Origin of the sequence: Acidovorax sp. FG27 (assembly GCF_040365715.1) — a bacterium.
Taxonomy (GTDB): Bacteria; Pseudomonadota; Gammaproteobacteria; order Burkholderiales; family Burkholderiaceae_C; genus Paracidovorax.
Genome location: NZ_BAABVY010000013.1, coordinates 104477 through 120921, shown reverse-complemented (window position 1 = coordinate 120921; position 16445 = coordinate 104477). Strand labels below are relative to the sequence as shown.

The 16445-nt window shown below is 72.2% G+C and carries 16 protein-coding genes; 5 read left to right on the top strand and 11 right to left on the bottom strand.

What is annotated here, in order from left to right:
• Positions 1-97: 97 nt before the first annotated feature.
• The 5 genes from folE (at position 98) to ABWV53_RS18495 (ending at position 3782) form a co-directional block, all read left to right on the top strand.
• Positions 98-823 carry a GTP cyclohydrolase I gene (gene folE / locus ABWV53_RS18515; protein WP_353367611.1) on the top strand — a complete coding sequence of 242 codons (726 nt, stop codon included), beginning with the start codon at positions 98-100 and terminating at the stop codon, positions 821-823.
• Between the two features lie 3 nt (positions 824-826).
• On the top strand, positions 827-1249 hold the full coding sequence (locus tag ABWV53_RS18510) for a BLUF domain-containing protein (RefSeq protein WP_353367610.1): 423 nt from the start codon (positions 827-829) through the stop codon (positions 1247-1249).
• 72 nt (positions 1250-1321) lie between these two features.
• A complete protein-coding gene (locus ABWV53_RS18505) occupies positions 1322-2203 on the top strand; it encodes an EamA family transporter (RefSeq protein ID WP_353367609.1) in 882 nt (293 codons plus the stop codon).
• Positions 2204-2221: 18 nt separating this feature from the next.
• On the top strand, positions 2222-3076 hold the full coding sequence (locus ABWV53_RS18500; RefSeq protein WP_353367608.1) for a DUF429 domain-containing protein: 855 nt from the start codon (positions 2222-2224) through the stop codon (positions 3074-3076).
• 67 nt (positions 3077-3143) lie between these two features.
• Positions 3144-3782: a LysE family translocator gene (locus tag ABWV53_RS18495; protein ID WP_353367607.1), complete on the top strand. Its 639-nt coding sequence runs from the start codon at positions 3144-3146 to the stop codon at positions 3780-3782.
• Positions 3783-4120: 338 nt separating this feature from the next.
• On the opposite strand, the gene ABWV53_RS18490 is transcribed toward ABWV53_RS18495, so the two are convergent.
• The 11 genes from ABWV53_RS18490 to ABWV53_RS18440 all read right to left on the bottom strand — a co-directional run bounded on the left by ABWV53_RS18490 (position 4121) and on the right by ABWV53_RS18440 (position 16232).
• On the bottom strand, positions 4121-4804 hold the full coding sequence (locus ABWV53_RS18490; protein WP_353367606.1) for a sensor histidine kinase: 684 nt from the start codon (positions 4802-4804) through the stop codon (positions 4121-4123).
• Between the two features lie 75 nt (positions 4805-4879).
• Entirely contained in the window at positions 4880-5266 is a 387-nt protein-coding gene (locus ABWV53_RS18485) for a response regulator (protein ID WP_353367605.1), read from the bottom strand.
• A gap of 214 nt (positions 5267-5480) precedes the next feature.
• Positions 5481-7721, bottom strand: coding sequence for an ATP-binding protein (locus ABWV53_RS18480; RefSeq protein ID WP_353367604.1), 2241 nt, complete (start codon positions 7719-7721; stop codon positions 5481-5483).
• Positions 7718-8377, bottom strand: a complete 660-nt coding sequence (locus ABWV53_RS18475; RefSeq protein WP_353367603.1) for a biliverdin-producing heme oxygenase — start codon at positions 8375-8377, stop codon at positions 7718-7720. The genes ABWV53_RS18480 and ABWV53_RS18475 overlap by 4 nt, the downstream gene beginning before the upstream one ends.
• A 266-nt stretch (positions 8378-8643) precedes the next feature.
• Positions 8644-9249, bottom strand: coding sequence for a hypothetical protein (locus tag ABWV53_RS18470; RefSeq protein WP_353367602.1), 606 nt, complete (start codon positions 9247-9249; stop codon positions 8644-8646).
• A 139-nt stretch (positions 9250-9388) separates the two neighbouring features.
• Positions 9389-10819: an amidase gene (locus ABWV53_RS18465; RefSeq protein ID WP_353367601.1), complete on the bottom strand. Its 1431-nt coding sequence runs from the start codon at positions 10817-10819 to the stop codon at positions 9389-9391.
• A gap of 17 nt (positions 10820-10836) precedes the next feature.
• Entirely contained in the window at positions 10837-12330 is a 1494-nt protein-coding gene (locus ABWV53_RS18460) for an ABC transporter substrate-binding protein (protein WP_353367600.1), read from the bottom strand.
• Positions 12331-12476: 146 nt separating this feature from the next.
• Positions 12477-13394: an ATP-binding cassette domain-containing protein gene (locus ABWV53_RS18455; RefSeq protein ID WP_353367599.1), complete on the bottom strand. Its 918-nt coding sequence runs from the start codon at positions 13392-13394 to the stop codon at positions 12477-12479.
• A complete protein-coding gene (locus tag ABWV53_RS18450) occupies positions 13391-14425 on the bottom strand; it encodes an ABC transporter ATP-binding protein (protein ID WP_353367598.1) in 1035 nt (344 codons plus the stop codon). Before ABWV53_RS18450 ends, ABWV53_RS18455 begins: the two co-directional genes overlap by 4 nt.
• Complete coding sequence (locus tag ABWV53_RS18445) at positions 14422-15273, bottom strand: ABC transporter permease (protein ID WP_353367597.1); 852 nt, start codon at positions 15271-15273, stop codon at positions 14422-14424. Before ABWV53_RS18445 ends, ABWV53_RS18450 begins: the two co-directional genes overlap by 4 nt.
• Positions 15270-16232, bottom strand: a complete 963-nt coding sequence (locus ABWV53_RS18440) for an ABC transporter permease (RefSeq protein WP_353367654.1) — start codon at positions 16230-16232, stop codon at positions 15270-15272. The genes ABWV53_RS18445 and ABWV53_RS18440 overlap by 4 nt, the downstream gene beginning before the upstream one ends.
• Between the last annotated feature and the right edge of the window lie 213 nt (positions 16233-16445).

The window sequence follows — 16445 nt, the reverse complement described above, 5'->3', positions numbered from 1 at the left end:
CTATCGTATTGATAGCTGCAGGCGCTTGATGCATCGGCGCTGGACGCCAAAAACCCTTGTCATCCCGTGCGGCCGCTTCGCTGGTACCATCGCCGCCATGCTGAAAGAACTCATCGCCGCCGATAACGCCGCGCCGTCCGCCGAGGGCACGCCGGTGTCCGTCAAGATCCGCGAACGGCTGGTGGCGGCCCGCAAGCGGTTCAACGCCAACGACAACATCGCCGCGTTCATCGAGCCGGGCGAGCTGGAGCTGCTGCTCGACGAGGTCGAGGCCAAGATGCAGGGCGTGCTCGACAGCATGGTCATCGACACCGCCACCGACCACAACACGCACAACACCGCCCGGCGCGTGGCCAAGATGTACCTGAACGAGGTCTTCAAGGGCCGCTACGTGCCGCAGCCGGCCATCACCGAGTTCCCCAACGCCGAGCACCTGAACGAGCTGATGATCGTCGGCCCCATCACCGTGCGCAGCGCCTGCAGCCACCACCTCTGCCCCGTGATCGGCAAGATCTGGATCGGCGTGCTGCCCAACGAACACACCAACGTCATCGGCCTGTCGAAGTACGCGCGGCTGGTGGACTGGGTCATGGGCCGCCCGCAGATCCAGGAAGAAGCCGTGGTGCAGCTGGCCGACCTGATCATGGAAAAGACCCAGCCCGATGGCCTGGCCATCGTGATGGAGGCCAGCCACTTCTGCATGTCCTGGCGCGGCGTGCGCGAGATGGACAGCAAGATGCTCAATTCCGTCATGCGCGGCGTCTTCCTGAAGGACCCGGCGCTGCGCCGCGAATTCCTCTCCCTCATCCCCGGAAGGAACTGACCCATGCTGGTTCGCCTGCTCTACGCCAGCCGCGCGGTCGACACCTCGCCCGCCGCCATCGAGGCCATCCTCGCGCAGTCGCGCTCGCACAATGCGCCCAGCGGCATCACCGGTGTGCTCTGCTATGGCGGCGGCGTGTTCCTGCAGGCCATCGAGGGCGGACGCTCGGCCGTGAGCGCCCTCTATGCGCACATCCAGCGCGACCCGCGCCACAAGGACGTCGAGCTGCTGCACTTCGAGGAGATCGACGAGCGGCGGTTCGGCGGCTGGACCATGGGGCAGGTCAACCTCTCGCGCATCAACCATTCCATCCTGCTGAAGTACTCCGAGAAGCCCGAGCTCGATCCGTATTCGGTGTCGGGCAAGGTGTCGTATGCGCTGCTCGAGGAACTGATGGCCACGGCGTCCATCATCGGGCGGCACTGAGCCGCCACTGAAGCGGGCCGCCTTGCGCGGCCTCGGCCCGGCCCCGCGCGGCCGGGGAGCGCTCCCCATCCAATGTCCCTGCAGGCGTTCGCACTCATCATCCTGGCCGGGCTGATCCATGCCTGCTGGAACATCGCGGCCAAGAAGGCCGGCGGCGACGCACGCTTCGCCTTCTTCACCTCGGCGCTGATGATGTTCATCTGGGCGCCGCTGGGCTGGTGGATGGGGCGGGACGTGGTGCCCGGCTGGGGGCGCGTGGAATGGGGCTTCGTCGTGGCCAGCGGCCTGCTGCACGTGGGCTACTACGTCATCCTGCTGCGCGGCTACCGCAAGGCCGACCTGACGGTGGTCTACCCGCTCGCGCGGGGCTCGGGGCCGCTGCTGTCGTCGTTGGTCGCCATCACGCTGCTGGGCGAGCGCATCTCGGCGCTGGGCGCTTTCGGCATCGTGGGCGTGGTCGGCGGGGTGTTCCTCATCGCCGGCGGGCCGGCGCTACTGCGCGCCGCGCACGACCCCGCGGCCCGCCAGCGCGTGCATGCCGGCATCTTCTACGGCGTGCTGACGGGCGTCTTCATCGCCAGCTACACGGTGGTGGACGGCTACGCCGTCAAGATGCTGCTGATGTCGCCCATCCTCGTCGACTACATGGGCAACTTCGTGCGGGTGGGCGTGCTGGCGCCCACCGTGCTGCGCGACCGCGCCACCGCGCTGCGGCTGTGGCGGTTGCAATGGCGCTTCGCCCTGCTGGTGGCCGCCGTCAGCCCGGTGGCCTACGTGCTGGTGCTCTACGCGATGAAGGAGGCACCGCTCTCCCACGTGGCGCCGGCGCGCGAGGTGTCGATGCTGTTCGCCGCGCTGATCGGCGGGCACCTGCTGGGCGAGGGCGACCGGCTGGCGCGGATCGCCGGGGCGGTGCTGATCGCGGCCGGCGTGACCGCGCTGGCGCTGGGCTGACCGGTGGTGGAGGGCCCCGTGACACCGGCTGGCGCGCTGCTGATCGGCTGCGACTTCTCCAGCAGCCCGAGCCGCGCCAAGCCCATCGTGCTGGCGCTGGGCCATGTCCGCGGCGGCCGTGTCGTGCTGTCCGGGCTGGAGCGGTTCACCACGCTGGCCGCGTTCGGCGCCTGGCTGGCCGAGCCGCGTGCCTGGGTCGGCGGGTTCGACCTGCCCTTCGGCCTGCCGCGCCCGCTGCTGGCCGCGCTGGGCTGGCCGATGGCCTGGCGGGCCAGCATGGAGCACTACCGCACCCTGACCCGCCCGCAGATCCGCGACACCTTCGCGGCGTTCTGCCAGGCCCGCCCGGTGGGCGGCAAGTTCGCCCACCGGGCGACGGACGGGCCGGCCGGCTCCAGCCCGTCGATGAAATGGGTCAACCCGCCGGTCGCCTACATGCTGCATGCGGGCCTGCCCCTGCTGCTGGACGCGGGTGTCCACCTGCCGGGGCTGCAGGCCGGCGACCCGGCCCGCGTCGCGCTGGAGGCCTACCCCGGCCTGCTGGCGCGCGAGGTGCTGGGCCGGCGCAGCTACAAAAGCGACGACCGGCAGCGCCAGACCCCCGAACGCCTGATCGCCCGCCGCGACCTGGTCGAAGCGCTGGAGCTGGGCCGCACCCGCCTCGGGCTGCGGCTCAAGCTCACGCATGCGCAGCGCGACACCCTGGCCGGCGACGCCAGCGGCGACAGCCTGGACGCAGTGCTCTGCCTCATCCAGGCCGCCTGGGCCGCGCAGCGGCATGCCGAAGGCGACGCGCTCTACGGGCTGCCGCCCGGGCTGGATCCGCTGGAGGGCTGGATCGTCACCGCGCCCTGGCCCGCCGGCCCGCACTGAACCGGCCCGCTTTCGCTACCATGGCTGCCTGGCCATGCGCCGCCCCTTTCGTGAAAGTTGCTCGATCATGACCTTCGCCCACTGGCTGCTGTTTTGCGGCGTCTCCCTGCTGATGTGCTTCACGCCGGGGCCCGCCGTGCTGCTGGCCGTGTCCAACTCGGTGGACGTGGGGCCGCGCCGCACCGCCTTCAGCTCGCTGGGCAGCGCGCTCGGCATCTTCACCGTCTCGGGCCTGGCCATGGCCGGCATGGGCGCCGTGCTGAGCGTGTCGGCCCACGCCTTCCTGGCGCTCAAGATTGCCGGCGCGGGCTATCTGGTGTGGCTGGGCATCAAGCGCTGGCGCAGCCCGGAGCCGTTGATCGGCAGTCAGGCGGGCCAGCCCCCCGCCCAGCGGCGCGAACGCAAGAACTGGCAGCTGGTCGCCCAGGGGCTGGGCGTGTCGCTGACCAACCCGAAGGCGATCCTGTTCTTCTCGGCGCTGTTCCCGCAGTTCATCGTGCCCGACGCGCCGCTCTTCACCCAGTACCTGGTGCTGACCACCACCTTCGCGGTGCTGGCGCTGGTGTCGCACGCCTTTTATGTGGCGCTGATGGCGCTGGTCAAGGATTACGTCGCGTCCCGCGCCAGGCTCTTCAACCGCCTGGTGGGCGGCACTTTCATCGGCCTGGGGCTGGCGCTGCTGCAGACACGGCACAAGGTCGGCTGAAGACGCTCCCGCGCCCATGTCCCACCCCGCGCATCGGCCCTTTTCACGGCCGCAGGCCGTGGCAGCTTGGGCCCGCTTGCTCGCAGGGATGGCCGCATGCGCACTGCTGGCGATGGCACAGCCCGCGGGTTCGGCGCCTGCGCCCTGGCACTGGTGGCGCAGCAAGGTGGACGGTCAGCGGATCTGTTCGCAAACCTCGCCCGGCCAGGGCTGGACGCAGGATGGCGGCCCCTTCGAAGGGCCGGGCTGCCAGCCCAGGCCGCGCGTATTCGTCGTGCCGATGCGGTAACCCGCCGCCGCGAAGGGCTGCCTGCCCTCGCGGCTGGCAGGCGATGCGGTCAGCCGGCGCCCAGGGCGATGTCCACCTGCCGCGCTCCGCGCGTGATGGGCACCCGCAGGTGATCGGCCAGGCACTGCAGTGCGTCGGCGTCGATCGGCAGCGTGTTCTGGGCGCTGGCCGGCACCAGGGGCGGCAGGGCGTCGGGCGAGACGCTGCCCCGCGCCGTGACGCGGATGCCGCCTTCGCGTGGCTCGATGTGGATTTCCGCCGGCGGCTCGGAGGGCGATTCGCCCAGGTGGTAGATGGCCGCCAGCGTGATGTAGAGCAGCGTGTGGTGGGCCACCGGCGCCTCGCTGTCGCCCGGCAGCGCGCCGGCCAGTGGCTGGATGAACACGCCGCGCAGCGCCAGTAGCGGGCGCGCCAGCTCGATGGCCTCCAGCAGGGTGGCGCGGGCCGGCTGGCGGTCGGTGATCTGCACGTCCCAGTTGCGCAGGCGGCGCACGTGCTCGCCCAGGGTGGTCAGCTGCCCTTCCAGCTGTTCTACGCGCTCGACCGCCTGTTCGGCGGGCGTGTCGTTGCCGGGGGCGACGCGGCGCTTGAGCACGGTCATGCCCATGCGCAGCACCGACAGGGGGCTGGCCAGGTCGTGGCGCATGGCGGGCAGGGCCCGCATCAGCACAGCGTGTTGTACGCCCGCGGCCATCCACATGCGGGCGTTCGGGTGTTCAAGGTTGCTGGTCATGTCGCGCATTCGGTGGTTCGAGCGTGCCGGGAGGCACGGAAGGGTTGCAGAAAGAGGCGGGCGGGAGACTCCGCGTCACTGGGGCGACTTCGCCTGCAGCTCGCTGACGCAGCGGGCCACCAGGGCGTCGAAGGCCTCGAAGTCGAGCGGCTTGCCCAGCACGTGGTCGAAGACCGGCGTGGCCGAGCCCGTGCCCGACGCCATGCCGGTGATGGAGATCGCGATGCAGGGCACGCCGGCCTGGGTGGCGATGTCCCGCAGCTGGGGCGTCAGCACCGAGCCCTGCACGTCGGGCAGGTTCTGGTCCACCAGCAGCAGCTGCGCGGGGCGCTCGCGCATGGCCTCCAGGGCCGCCTGGCCGCTGAGCGCGGTGCGCACGGGGAAGTCCTGCATTTCCAGCAGCTCGCGCAGCAGCTCGGTGGCATCCAGGTTGTCGTCGATGATGAGGATCTCGGGGTGCATAGGCCAGTGTGGGGCTAAAGAGGTCTGCGGGTTACGAGGCTGCCCCGGGGTTGGATCACCAGCGGGTGCGGAATCGGCGCGAGGGCCCGGGTGACCGGTGTGTCGCGGCAGCAGGCGCAACGGTTCAGCCGCAGGCCCGATTGTGGCCAATTTCGTGCGCCGGGGCGGTACCCGTCCGGTAGGACACGGCCGCTATCTGCGGCGCCACGCCGGCTCAACCCTCGTGCCCGAGGGGCGCGCGCAGCTGCAGGGTGAACACCACGCGGGGCGATGCATAGTGGTAGCGCAGGTCGCCCCCGTGCTCCATCACGATCTGGTGCGCGATGTAGAGGCCCAGCCCCATGCCGCCCCGGTTGCGCGGGTTATTGAGGGACGTGGGCTTGAACGGCTTGAAGAGCGCCTCCGCCACGTCCGGCGGAATCTCGGGCGCCACGTTGCTCACCTGCAGGGTGGGGCCTTGCTCGTCGGTGAAGGCGCGCACCTCGATGGCCTCGCCCACCTGGCCGTGGTGGCGGGCGTTGCTCACCAGGTTGACGATCACCTGCGCCACCCGGTCCGGATCGGCGAAGGCCATCAGCGACGGGGGTGCATCGAAGGTGATCGCCAGCAGCGGGTGGGCGGTGCGGGACTCGTCCAGCAGGTCGGCCACCAGCGGCACCAGGTCGAGCGGCTCGGGGTGCACGTCCAGGCCCAGCTTGTTCTGCAGGCGCGACATGTCCATCACCTGGCTGACCAGCCGCTGCATGCGGCTGCTGGACGACTGGATGCGCTGGCCGATACGGCCGGTGCGGCTGCCGGCGTCCTCGGTTTTTTCCAGCACGCGCGCGGCCATGCTGATGGAATGCAGCGGGTCGCGCAGGTCGTGCCCCAGCACGGCCATCAGCTGGTTGCGGGCGCGGTTGAGCTCCGCGTTGCGGCCGTTTTGCGAGCGCACCAGCTCGTCGAGCATCTGCTGCGCGATCTTCAGGTCTTCCGCGCTCCAGGGCACAGCGGTGGAGCGCACGGTCTCCTTCCACAGATCGAAGGAACCACGCGGGGTGAGCCGCGGCCCCAGCGGGCCGAAGCGGGTTTCCTTGTCGGGCTTGCCGCCCCAGTGGATGGTCTCCACCTGTTCCTTGCGAAGGAAGATCAGCCAGCTGCCGGTGCTGCGGTCCAGCGGCAGCCCCAGCACGCCGCACCAGGGCGCCAGCGCCGCAGCGACGGCGGGCGATTCGAGCGGCAGCGCATGGGTGTGGAAGAGGTCGTGGCCCTGGCCGGACTGGGTGGTCTGCAGCCACTGCACGAGGATGCGCGCCACCGCCAGCGGGATGGGGCCTTCCTGGCAGAACTTGCTGCGCTCGGCCACGATGGCGCCGTCGGCATTCAGCGCCCGCGCCAGCGGGGCGGCGAATTCGCACAGCGTGGCGAATTCGTCGTCGGAATGCAGCACGTTCTCCATCACGTGCGTGCGCAGCGCGGCCACTTCCTGCAGCCGTTCGGCCTGCGCGCGGGTGAGCGCCGTCTGGATGTTGGCGGCCAGCATCTGCGCGATCACGTCGCAGGCCATGCGCACGCTGTAGGGCACCTGGCGCGGCGCCATGTGGTGGCAGGCGAGCAGCCCCCAGAGCTGGTCGTTGATGACGATCGAGACGCTCATCGACGCGCCCACGCCCATGTTCGTGAGGTATTCGATGTGGATCGGCGAGACGCTGCGCAGCACGCCGGCGCTCAGGTCCAGCGGCTCGGCGGTGAGCTGCAGCAGCGGCACGGGCGGCGAGCCGATGTCCGCGATCATGCGCAGCGTGTTGGCCACGTAGAGGCGCCGCGCCTGCGCCGGAATGTCGCTGGCCGGGTAGCGGCGGCCCAGATAGGGGTCGAGCGTCTCGGCGCATGCCTCGGCCACCACGTCGCCGCTCGCGTCGTGCCGGAAGCGGTAGGCCATCACCCGGTCGAAGCCGGTGAGCGCGCGCAATTCCTCGGTGGCCAGCTGCAGCAGGTCCTCGATGGCGCGGGGGCGGCGCAGCTTTTCCATGGCGCGGTGCGCCTGCAGGGCGAAGCCCGTCAGCTCGTCGGACGAATGGCGGCGGCTCTCGAACTCCACCACCAGCAGCGACTGCACCGTGTGCAGCACGACGTCGAAGGTTCGGCCCGCCAGGTGGCATTCGGCCGGCATGGGCATGTCGCCGCGGCCGCCCACGGCCGCCAGGCCCTCGGCGATCAATGCGGCCAGGCGCTCGTCCTCGCCCAGCAGTTCGGGGGTCCAGCGGGTGCCTGGCTCGATGGCGTGCCCCAGCATCTCGCCCGTGTTGGCACTGGCGTAGCGCACCAGGCCCTCGGCGTCCAGGGCCAGCAGCGCGCCGTGGTTCTGGATGGCGCCCGGGATGTGGATCGGTTCACGGTCGCAGTTGTCGAGCGTGGCGGGGGGCAGCAGCCCCTGGTAGTGCGGCGGACGGCCGGGCGGCGTCACGGGCGTCACAGGGGCGCTCCGGCGGCCCGCAGGTCGCTTTCCAGGCCGTCGAATGCGGCGCAGGCACCGGCGCAGGCGGCCTCCACGGCTTCGGGCGGAACGGCGGCGAACTCGCCACGCAGCCGTTCGACGAATTCACGCCAGCGAGCGCCCGCACCGCTGCCGCCGCTGCCTTGCAGGTAGCGCAGCGGGTGGGGGGCGAGACGGGGCGCCAGCCGGCGATGCAGCACCTGGCCACCCAACTGCGAGCCTTCCACGACATAGGCCAGACCCCAGCGGAAGGCGGCGTGCTGGCCGGGGGATGCCGGACGTGCCTGCCGCAGGGCCTGCTGGGTCGCGGCGCTGGGCGCGGCGGGTGCCAGGGGCAGGCCGGTGTCGCGCAGGTCGGCCTGCAGGTCGGCCAGGCGGGCCGGGTCGTCGAAGGCGAAGCCCGGCGCCTGGGCCTGCAGCGCCTGCAGCTCGGGTGCCAGCGCGGCCAGCCAGCCGCTCAGCGCCTGGGCGTGCAGCGCGTAGTCGCGCAGGCTGGCGTGCGGCTGGGCGAGCGGCAGGTGGGCGTCCAGCCGGGCATGGCGTGCCTGCGTGGCCTGGCGCAGCGCCGTCAGGGGGTCGGCCGTGCCCGGGGCGGATGCGCCGGGCGAGGAAGCGTCAGGGGGGCGCTGGGACACGGAGGGAGGCGGTTGAAGGGCTGGCGCGGGGGCCAAGAAGGGTGTGGCGGATCGCAATGGCGGCATTCTAGGCGTTGGCCGGAAGGCACGCTCCGCCATTCCATGGAAGGCCCACGGTTGTCCCGCGCCGCGGGTGCCCCCAGCCGCATGGCCTGCTGCGTGCCGCCACGCCATCCGCCCGAAATGCTATGAAAATAATAGCTATATGCCTATATTTTACGGTCGCGGGAGCCTGTTTTCATTCCTGAAACCGGCGGGCGGCCCGCTCAGTGTCCCACCAGCGCGGTGTAGGCCGCCCGGGTCTCGGGCGAGACCGACGCCACCAGCTGCGCGTGCGGCGTCTGGTGGCGCGCCACCATGCGGGCGGAGGCCACGGTGCGCGACTTGCAGAACCAGTGGCAGGTGTGCTGCATGAGGAACAGCTCGGCCGTCATCATGAAGGCCTTGTCGCGCGGTGCGCGGCCGGCCTCGTTGCGGGCCACGCGGGCGATGCCCTGGGCGTGCACGGCCAGCGCCTGGCGCATGTCGAACGAGGCGGCGGGAAAGAGCTGCAGGGCGAACGGCAGCCCCACCGGCAGGCGGCTGACCCGGGCCAGTTGCGGGTCGACGCGGGCGAACTCCGCGGCGAAGCGGCCGAACTGGTCGCTCAATTGCGATTCGCTGCCCTCCAGCAGCGCGAAGATCTGGCTGCGCCGCTCGGGGTCCTGCTCGCCCAGGGCGCGCAGGTAGCCCTGGGTCAGCGTCTCCAGCAGCTTCTCGATCTGGTAGTTGCCGAGGTGGGCGCCCAGCAGGGCGATGCGCTTGCGCTGCTGCTGCGCGTTGACGGCGTAGCCGCCGGTGGACAGCAGCAGCGCGAGTAGAAGAAGGTCCATGGGTTCGGGTGTCGGAGCGGGTGGGATGGGTAACGGACGGGCGCGGCCGGGCGCGGCGCGGACGGGTGCTGGCGCTGGCGCACCGGGCGCCACCACGCATTGTGCGCGCCGCCCGGCCCCTCGCATGGCTGCGGGCCCGTCAGCCGGCGGGCGGCGCCGGCCAGGGCGGCAGCGCCGGTCGCAGCTGCTCGAACACCCGCGCCAGCCGCAGCACGCCCAGGTCGTCGAAGCGCGGCCCGGCGATCTGCAACCCGATGGGCAGGCCGCCCGCCGTGTGCGCGCAGGGCACCGAGGCGGCGGGCTGTTCGGACATGTTGTAGGGCACCGTGAAGGCGATGTGCTCCAGCGGCCGCAGCGGGTCGCCGGTGGGCGAGGCCGCCTCGGCCGCGAAGGCCGGCATGGGCGCGACGGGCGACAGCACGTAGTCCACCGCGCTGCAGGCGCGCACCGTGGCCACGCGGGTGGCGTGGAACTGCTGGCCGGCCTCGAAGACTTCCATGCCCGTCATGGCGGCCGCGCTGTCGGCCCAGGCCTGGATGTAAGGCAGCACCCGCGCGCGGCGCTCGGGCGGCAGGGTGCGCAGGTCGGCCAGCGAGCGCATGCGCCAGAAATGGTCCATGCCCGCCAGCATGGCCGGGGTGAGGAAGGGACGCATCGGCACGATGGTGGCGCCGGCCTGCTCGAAAAGGCGGGCGGCCCGTTCGATGGCGGCGCGCACCTCCGGCTCCACGGCGAGGCCGCAACCCGCGTCGAGCAGCAGGCCCAGGCGCAGGCCGCGCACGCGCTCGGGCCCGGCCTCGAAGCTGTCCCAGGCGATGGCGGCGGGCGGCAGCGCCATGCTGTCGCGCGTGTCGGGTTGCGACAGCACCTGCATCATCAGCGCGGCGTCGCGCACCGTACGGGTCATGGGGCCGGCGGCGCGGCCGGTGGTCGGCGGGTCGATGGGCACGCGGCCCAGGCTGGGCTTGAGGCTGAAGATGCCGCACCAGCCCGCCGGCAGCCGCAGCGAGCCGCCGATGTCGGTGCCCACGTGCAGCGGCCCGTAGCCAGCGGCTGCCGCAGCGGCCGCCCCGGCGCTGGAGCCGCCTGGCCCGCAGGCCAGGTCCCACGGGTTGTGCGCCAGCGGGTGGAAGGACGACAGGCCCGACGACAGCATGCCGTAGTCAGGCATGGTGGTCTTGGCGATCAGCACCGCGCCGGCCTCGCGCAGGCGGGCGGCGGGCGGGGCGTCTTCCAGGGCCGGCGCCAGCATGGTGGCGGCGGTGCCCAGCGGCGTGGGGTCGCCCCGGGTGGCGATGTTCTCCTTGATGGTGGCCGGCACGCCGTCGAGCAGGCCCTGCGGCGTGCCGCGCAGCCAGCGCGCCTCGCTGGCGCGGGCCTGTTGCAGCGCGGCCTCGGGCCGCAGCAGGTAGGTGGCGTGCAGGTGCGGCTCCCAGCGGTCGATGTGGGCCAGCACGGCCTGGGTGACCTCGACGGGCGAGAGCGTGCGCTGGCGGTAGGCGGCCAGCAGCGCGTGGGCGGGCCAGTTGTGCAAGGGTAGGTCGCGCATGGGCAGGTCGGTGTCGGTCATGGGGCGGCCTCTCGTCTTCAGGCCCAGGAGAGCGCCGCCAGGTCGTTGACGAACACCGGCAGGTCCTTCCACAGGCCGCGCAGGTTCTTCGGCGCCACCGTCACCCACTGCGGCTGGTAGAGGAAGGCGTGCACGCTGTCTTCTGCCAGCAGGCGCTGCGCGTCGCCCAGCAGGCGGGCACGGTCCGCCGGACGGGTGGCGTTCTTGATCTGGTCGTAGAGCGCGTTGAACTTCGGCGACTGGTAGCCCCAGTAGTAGTCGGGCTTGGCGAAGTTGCCCAGGTCGAACGGCTCCACGTGCGAGATCAGCGTCAGGTCGTAGTTCTTGCTGCCGTAGGTGCCGCTCAGCCACTGCGCCCATTCCACGTTCTGCAGCCGCGCCGTGATGCCCACCTGCGCCAGCTGCGCGGCGATCACCTCGCCGCCCTGGCGCGCATAGGGCGTGGGTGGCAGCGTCATCGTCAGGGTGAGCGGCGTCTTCACGCCCGCTTCGGCCAGCAGCCTGCGCGCCTTGTCGGGGTCGTAGGGGTTGATGCCCGTGGTGTCGATGTAGCCGAAGGCGCCCGGCACGTAGTGGCTGCCGATGGGCGCGCCCAGCCCGTCGCCCGCGCCTTCGATGACGGCACGGCGGTCGATGGACGCGGCGATGGCGCGGCGCACGCGCACGTCCTGCAGCGGCTTTCTCGCGTGGTTCATGGCCAGGATGGTCTTGGCCCGCGAGCCGCTCACCACCACTTGGAAGCGGGCGTTCGACTTGAACTGCGCCAGGCTGCGCGGCGTGACGCGCGGGAACACGTCCACGTCGCCCGCCAGCAGCGCCGCCACCTGGGCCGCCGGGTCCGGGATGAAGCGGAAGGTGGCGCGGCGGATCTTCACGTTCGCGGCGGCGCGGTAGCCCGGCCAGGCGGTGAGCGTGATCGACGCGCCCCGGCTCCACTGGCCGAGCTGGTAGGGCCCCGTGCCCACCGGGCGGGTGGCGTTGCCGGCCGCGCTCTTGGGCTCCACGATGACGGCCGTGGCCTGGCCCAGCAGGAACAGCAGGTCGGGCTCGATGTCCTGGTTGATGACCACGACGGTGCGCTCGTCCACCACCTGCGTGGTCAGCGCGGCGAAGGTGCGCTTGTCCTTGTTCGTGCTCTTGTCGCTGCCCGCCCGGTCGAAGGAGAACTTCACGGCTGCGGCGTTGAACGGCTCGCCGTTCTGGAACGTGACGCCCCGGCGCAGGCGGAAGGTGGTGGTCTTCAGGTCGGGCGACACCTCCCAGCTTTCGGCCAGCAGGGGCGAGACGCTGCCGTCGGCGTTGATCTTGGTGAGCGGCTCCAGCACGTTGTAGAGCACCACCTCGCCGATCGACGAGGCCGCGCCGGCGGTCGGGTCCAGGCCCGGCGGCTCCAGCACCATGCCCAGCGTCACCGCATCCTTGCGGGTCTGCGCCAGCGCGGCGCCGAAGGGCGCGCACAGCGCGGCGGAGGCGAAAACGCCGGTGGCGAGAACGGAACGGCGGTCGGGCATGGGGGCGGGTCTCCTGTGGGTTGTCGTGCAGGGGCGAGGGTCGGGGGGGCGGCTCGGGGCGCCGGTACCTGCCGGATGATGCCAGCCCCCGCCGGCATGCTCAGGCTCAGGCAGGCTCAGGCAGGCTCAGGCAGGCTCAGGCAGGCTCAGCCCGCCCGCGCTTCATCCGGCAGCCGCGGCACGGCCGCCACCAGCGCCTGCGTGTACGGGTGGCGCGGCCGCGAGAACAGCCCGGCCGGCGCGCCGCGTTCCACGATGCGGCCCTGGTGCAGCACGATGGCCTCGTCGCACACCTGGTGCACCACGGCCAGGTCGTGGCTGATGAGCAGCAGGGCGATGCCGTGCTGCTCGCGCAGGTCCAGCAGCAGGTTCAGCACCTGCGCCTGCACCGACACGTCGAGCGCGCTCACCGGCTCGTCGGCCACGATCAGGCGCGGGCGGGTGACCAGGGCGCGGGCGATGGCGATGCGCTGGCGCTGGCCGCCCGAGAACTCGTGCGGGTACCGGGCCGCGTCGCTGGCGCGCAGGCCCACTTCGGCCAGCGCCTGCAGCACACGCTCGTGCTGCTCGGCGCGGGGCAGCGGGCGGTCGTGGCCGGGCAGGGGCAGGGCGTCCAGCGGCTCGGCCACGATGCGGGCGACGGTCTGGCGCGGATCGAGCGAGCCATACGGGTCTTGGAACACCATCTGGAAGCCCGCCCGTGCGGCGCGCAGCTCGGCCGCCGGCATGCGGTGCAGGTCGCGCCCCTGCCACTCGACCGTGCCGCTGCTCGGTGCGTCCAGCGCCATCACCAGCCGCGCCAGGGTGGACTTGCCCGAGCCCGATTCGCCCACCACGCCCAGGCTGCCGCCAGCGGGGACGGAGAAGCTGACGCCTGCCAGCGCGGCGACCTGCGGGCGCGGGCCGAAGAGGTGTTCACGCGGCAGCGCGTAGTGGCGCGCCAGGTCGGTCACCCGCAGCAGGGGTGGTGCGCCGCTGGAATGAGGGTCAAAAGTGCCGCTGGCGCTTGGTGGATGGGTGCTGGCAGCTATTGAATCAATAGCAGACTCATGGGTGGACGTCATGCAGCGGCCTCCTGCGATGCCGCCACGGCGCCAAGCCGGATGCAGCGCGCATGGTGTTCCTGGCCCTCCTGCCCACCGATGCGGCGTGCGGCAGGCAGGCCGGCGTGGCAGTCCGGGAGGGTGAAGGCGCAGCGCCCCGCGAATGGGCAGCCGGGCGGCAGGTCCTCCAGGGCGGGCACCGTGCCGGGAATGGTCGGCAGGCGCGTGCCCGGCCCCCGGGGCCCCAGCCACTGCGGCCGGGCGGCGAAGAGGCCCCGCGTGTAGGGATGGGCGCGGTGCTCGAACACCGCCTGCGTGCTGCCGCTCTCGACGATGCTGCCGCCATACATCACCAGCACCCGGTCCACGTTCTGCGAGATCACGCCCAGGTCGTGCGAGATCAGCAGCAGCGCCATGCCGCGCTCGCGCACCAGGCCGGCGATCAGCTCGAGGATCTGCCGCTGCAGCGTCACGTCCAGCGCCGTGGTGGGCTCGTCGGCGATCAGCAGGTCGGGCGCGCAGGCCAGGGCCATGGCGATGGTGATGCGCTGGCGCTGCCCGCCCGAAAACTCGTGCGGATAGGCGTCGAAGCGCTGCGCCGCCTGGGCGATGCCCACCCGCTCCAGCAGGGCGATGGCCTCGCTGCGCGCGGCGCGGGCACCGAGGGCCCGATGCAGGCGCAGGGGCTCCGCCACCTGGCGGCCGATGGGGTGCACGGGGTTCAGGGCGGTCATCGGCTCCTGGAACACCATGCCGATGCGGTTGCCGCGCAGCCGGCACCAGTCGGCGTCGGGGCGGCCCAGCAGTTCGGCGCCGTCCAGGCGAAGGCTGCCGGTGACGGCGGCTCCTTCGGGCAGCAGGCCCATCAGCGCCAGCGCGGTGAGCGATTTGCCGCTGCCCGATTCGCCGACGATGCCCAGCGTCTCGCCGCGCCGCAGGCTGAACGACGCCTGCCGCACGGCCGCGGCCATGCCGCCGGCGACGGGCAGGCGCACCTGGAGGTCGTCGACCTGCAGCAGGGGTGGGGCTGACGGCGGCGGCAACGTGCTCATCGCTGCCTCGCCAGCCGGGGGTCGAGCCCGTCGCGCAGGCCGTCGCCCAGCAGGTTGAGCCCCAGCACCGCCAGGGCGATGGCCAGGCCCGGCCACACGGCCAGCAGCGGTGCCTGGAACATCAAGGTCTGCGCCTCGCTCAGCATGCGGCCCCACGACGGCTGCGGCGGCTGCGTGCCCAGGCCCAGGTACGAGAGCGCTGCCTCTGCCAGGATGGCCAGCGCGAAGTGCGTGGTGGCCTGCACGATCAGCACCGGCAGGATGTTCGGCAGCACGTGTTCCCAGGTGATGCGCCAGCGGCCTTTGCCGCAGGCCCGCGCCGCCAGCACGAAGTCGCGCGACCAGACGGCCACGGCCGACGCACGGGCGACCCGCGCGAAGGTGGGTACGTAGAACACGCCGATCGCCACGATGGCGTTCACCATGCCCGCGCCGAACACCGCCGCCAGCATGATGGCCAGCAGCAGGGCCGGAAAGGCGAAGGTGAAATCCGCCAGCCGCATCACCAGTTCCTCGACCCAGCCGCGCCGCGCCGCGGCCAGCAGGCCCAGGGCCACGCCCAGGCCCGCGCCGATGCCCACCGCCAGCGCGCCCACCAGCAGCGAGGAGCGCGCCCCCACCAGCAGCAGCGATGCCACGTCGCGCCCGAAAGCGTCGGTGCCCAGCCAGTGGCCCGCGCCCGGGGGCTGCAGCTTGGCCGCCAGGTCCATGGCAAGGGGTGGGGCGGGCGTCCATACCAGCGAGAGCAGCGCGGCGGCCACCAGCAGGGCCGTGAGCGCGGCGCCCAGCGCGAAGCTGGGGTGGCGCAGCAGGCGCGCCGCCCGATGGGCCTGCACCGGCGCCGTCATGCCGCGCCCGCCTTCACGCGCGGGTCGATCACCGCGTACAGCACGTCGACCACCGCGTTGACGACGACCACCAGCGCGGCCAGCAGCATCACGCAGTTGCGCACCACGATCAGGTCGCGGTTGGCAATGGACTGGAAGATCAGCCGGCCCAGGCCCGGCAGGTAGAACACGTTTTCCACCATGATGGTGCCCGCCAGCAGGTTGGCGAACTGCAGGCCCATCACGGTGACCACCGGGATCATCGCGTTGCGCAGCACGTGGCCCCAGAGCGCCGCACGGCGCGACAGGCCCTTGGCGCGGGCGGTGCGCACGAAGTCTTCCCGCAGCACGTCGAGCACCGCCGAGCGCGTGATGCGCGCCAGAATGGCCGCCTGCACCACGGCCAGCGCGATGGCCGGCAGCAGCAGGGCCTGCAGCGCGGGCAGCACGCCGCCGCCCGCCGCTTCGGTCCAGCCCGGAAAGCCGCCGGCGGAGAACCACTGCAGCTTCACCGAAAAGAGCAGGATCAGCAGGATGGCGAACCAGAAATTGGGCAGGGCGATGCCCAGCTGCGCCAGCCCCATCACGCCCACGTCGCCCCAGCGCCGGTGGTGCGACGCGGCGTAGAGCCCGGCCGCGAGCGCCAGCACGGTGGTGAGCGCCATCGCCATGACGGCGAGCGGCACGGTGAGGGCCAGGCGCTCCCAGACCAGTTCGGCCACCGGCGTGCCGTAGGCGGCGCTGGTGCCCATGTCGCCTGAGACGAGGCCGGCGACCCATTGCGCGTAGCGCCTGGGCGCCGGCTGGTCCAGGCCCAGCTGGGTGGCCAGCTCGGCCACGGCCTCGGGCGCGGCGTCGGGCCCGAGCAGCACCTGCGCGGCGTTGCCGGGCAGGATCTCCAGCACCACGAACACGACCAGCGAGGCGCCCGCCAGCGTGGCGGCGAGCGTCAGCAGGCGCCGGAGAACGAAGAGGCCCATGGACGGATCGGGTGTGGCATGGTGGCGCAGGATAGCGGCAAAACGGCCCTCGGCCGGCACTGCGACGCGGTGGGCGACCGGCGAGCGGGGCGAAGCCGGCCCCGGCCGCAGGCGCGGGTTGGTCACGTCGGGGTGAGGGGCTTGCGGCGGCGGGGATAATCGCGGCATGCCGTCTCCCCGCCACCGCCTCGTTTTCGCCGCCCCTGCCCGGCG

Coding starts and splice junctions, on each gene's coding strand:
- ABWV53_RS18490 (WP_353367606.1), bottom strand. CDS start 4,804: ATGACCAGCAACCTTGAACACCCGAACGCCCGCATGTGGATGGCCGCG.
- ABWV53_RS18450 (WP_353367598.1), bottom strand. CDS start 14,425: ATGAGCACGTTGCCGCCGCCGTCAGCCCCACCCCTGCTGCAGGTCGAC.
- ABWV53_RS18495 (WP_353367607.1), top strand. CDS start 3,144: ATGACCTTCGCCCACTGGCTGCTGTTTTGCGGCGTCTCCCTGCTGATG.
- folE (WP_353367611.1), top strand. CDS start 98: ATGCTGAAAGAACTCATCGCCGCCGATAACGCCGCGCCGTCCGCCGAG.
- ABWV53_RS18485 (WP_353367605.1), bottom strand. CDS start 5,266: ATGCACCCCGAGATCCTCATCATCGACGACAACCTGGATGCCACCGAG.
- ABWV53_RS18440 (WP_353367654.1), bottom strand. CDS start 16,232: ATGGGCCTCTTCGTTCTCCGGCGCCTGCTGACGCTCGCCGCCACGCTG.
- ABWV53_RS18445 (WP_353367597.1), bottom strand. CDS start 15,273: ATGACGGCGCCGGTGCAGGCCCATCGGGCGGCGCGCCTGCTGCGCCAC.
- ABWV53_RS18470 (WP_353367602.1), bottom strand. CDS start 9,249: ATGGACCTTCTTCTACTCGCGCTGCTGCTGTCCACCGGCGGCTACGCC.
- ABWV53_RS18510 (WP_353367610.1), top strand. CDS start 827: ATGCTGGTTCGCCTGCTCTACGCCAGCCGCGCGGTCGACACCTCGCCC.
- ABWV53_RS18460 (WP_353367600.1), bottom strand. CDS start 12,330: ATGCCCGACCGCCGTTCCGTTCTCGCCACCGGCGTTTTCGCCTCCGCC.
- ABWV53_RS18465 (WP_353367601.1), bottom strand. CDS start 10,819: ATGACCGACACCGACCTGCCCATGCGCGACCTACCCTTGCACAACTGG.
- ABWV53_RS18505 (WP_353367609.1), top strand. CDS start 1,322: ATGTCCCTGCAGGCGTTCGCACTCATCATCCTGGCCGGGCTGATCCAT.
- ABWV53_RS18455 (WP_353367599.1), bottom strand. CDS start 13,394: ATGACGTCCACCCATGAGTCTGCTATTGATTCAATAGCTGCCAGCACC.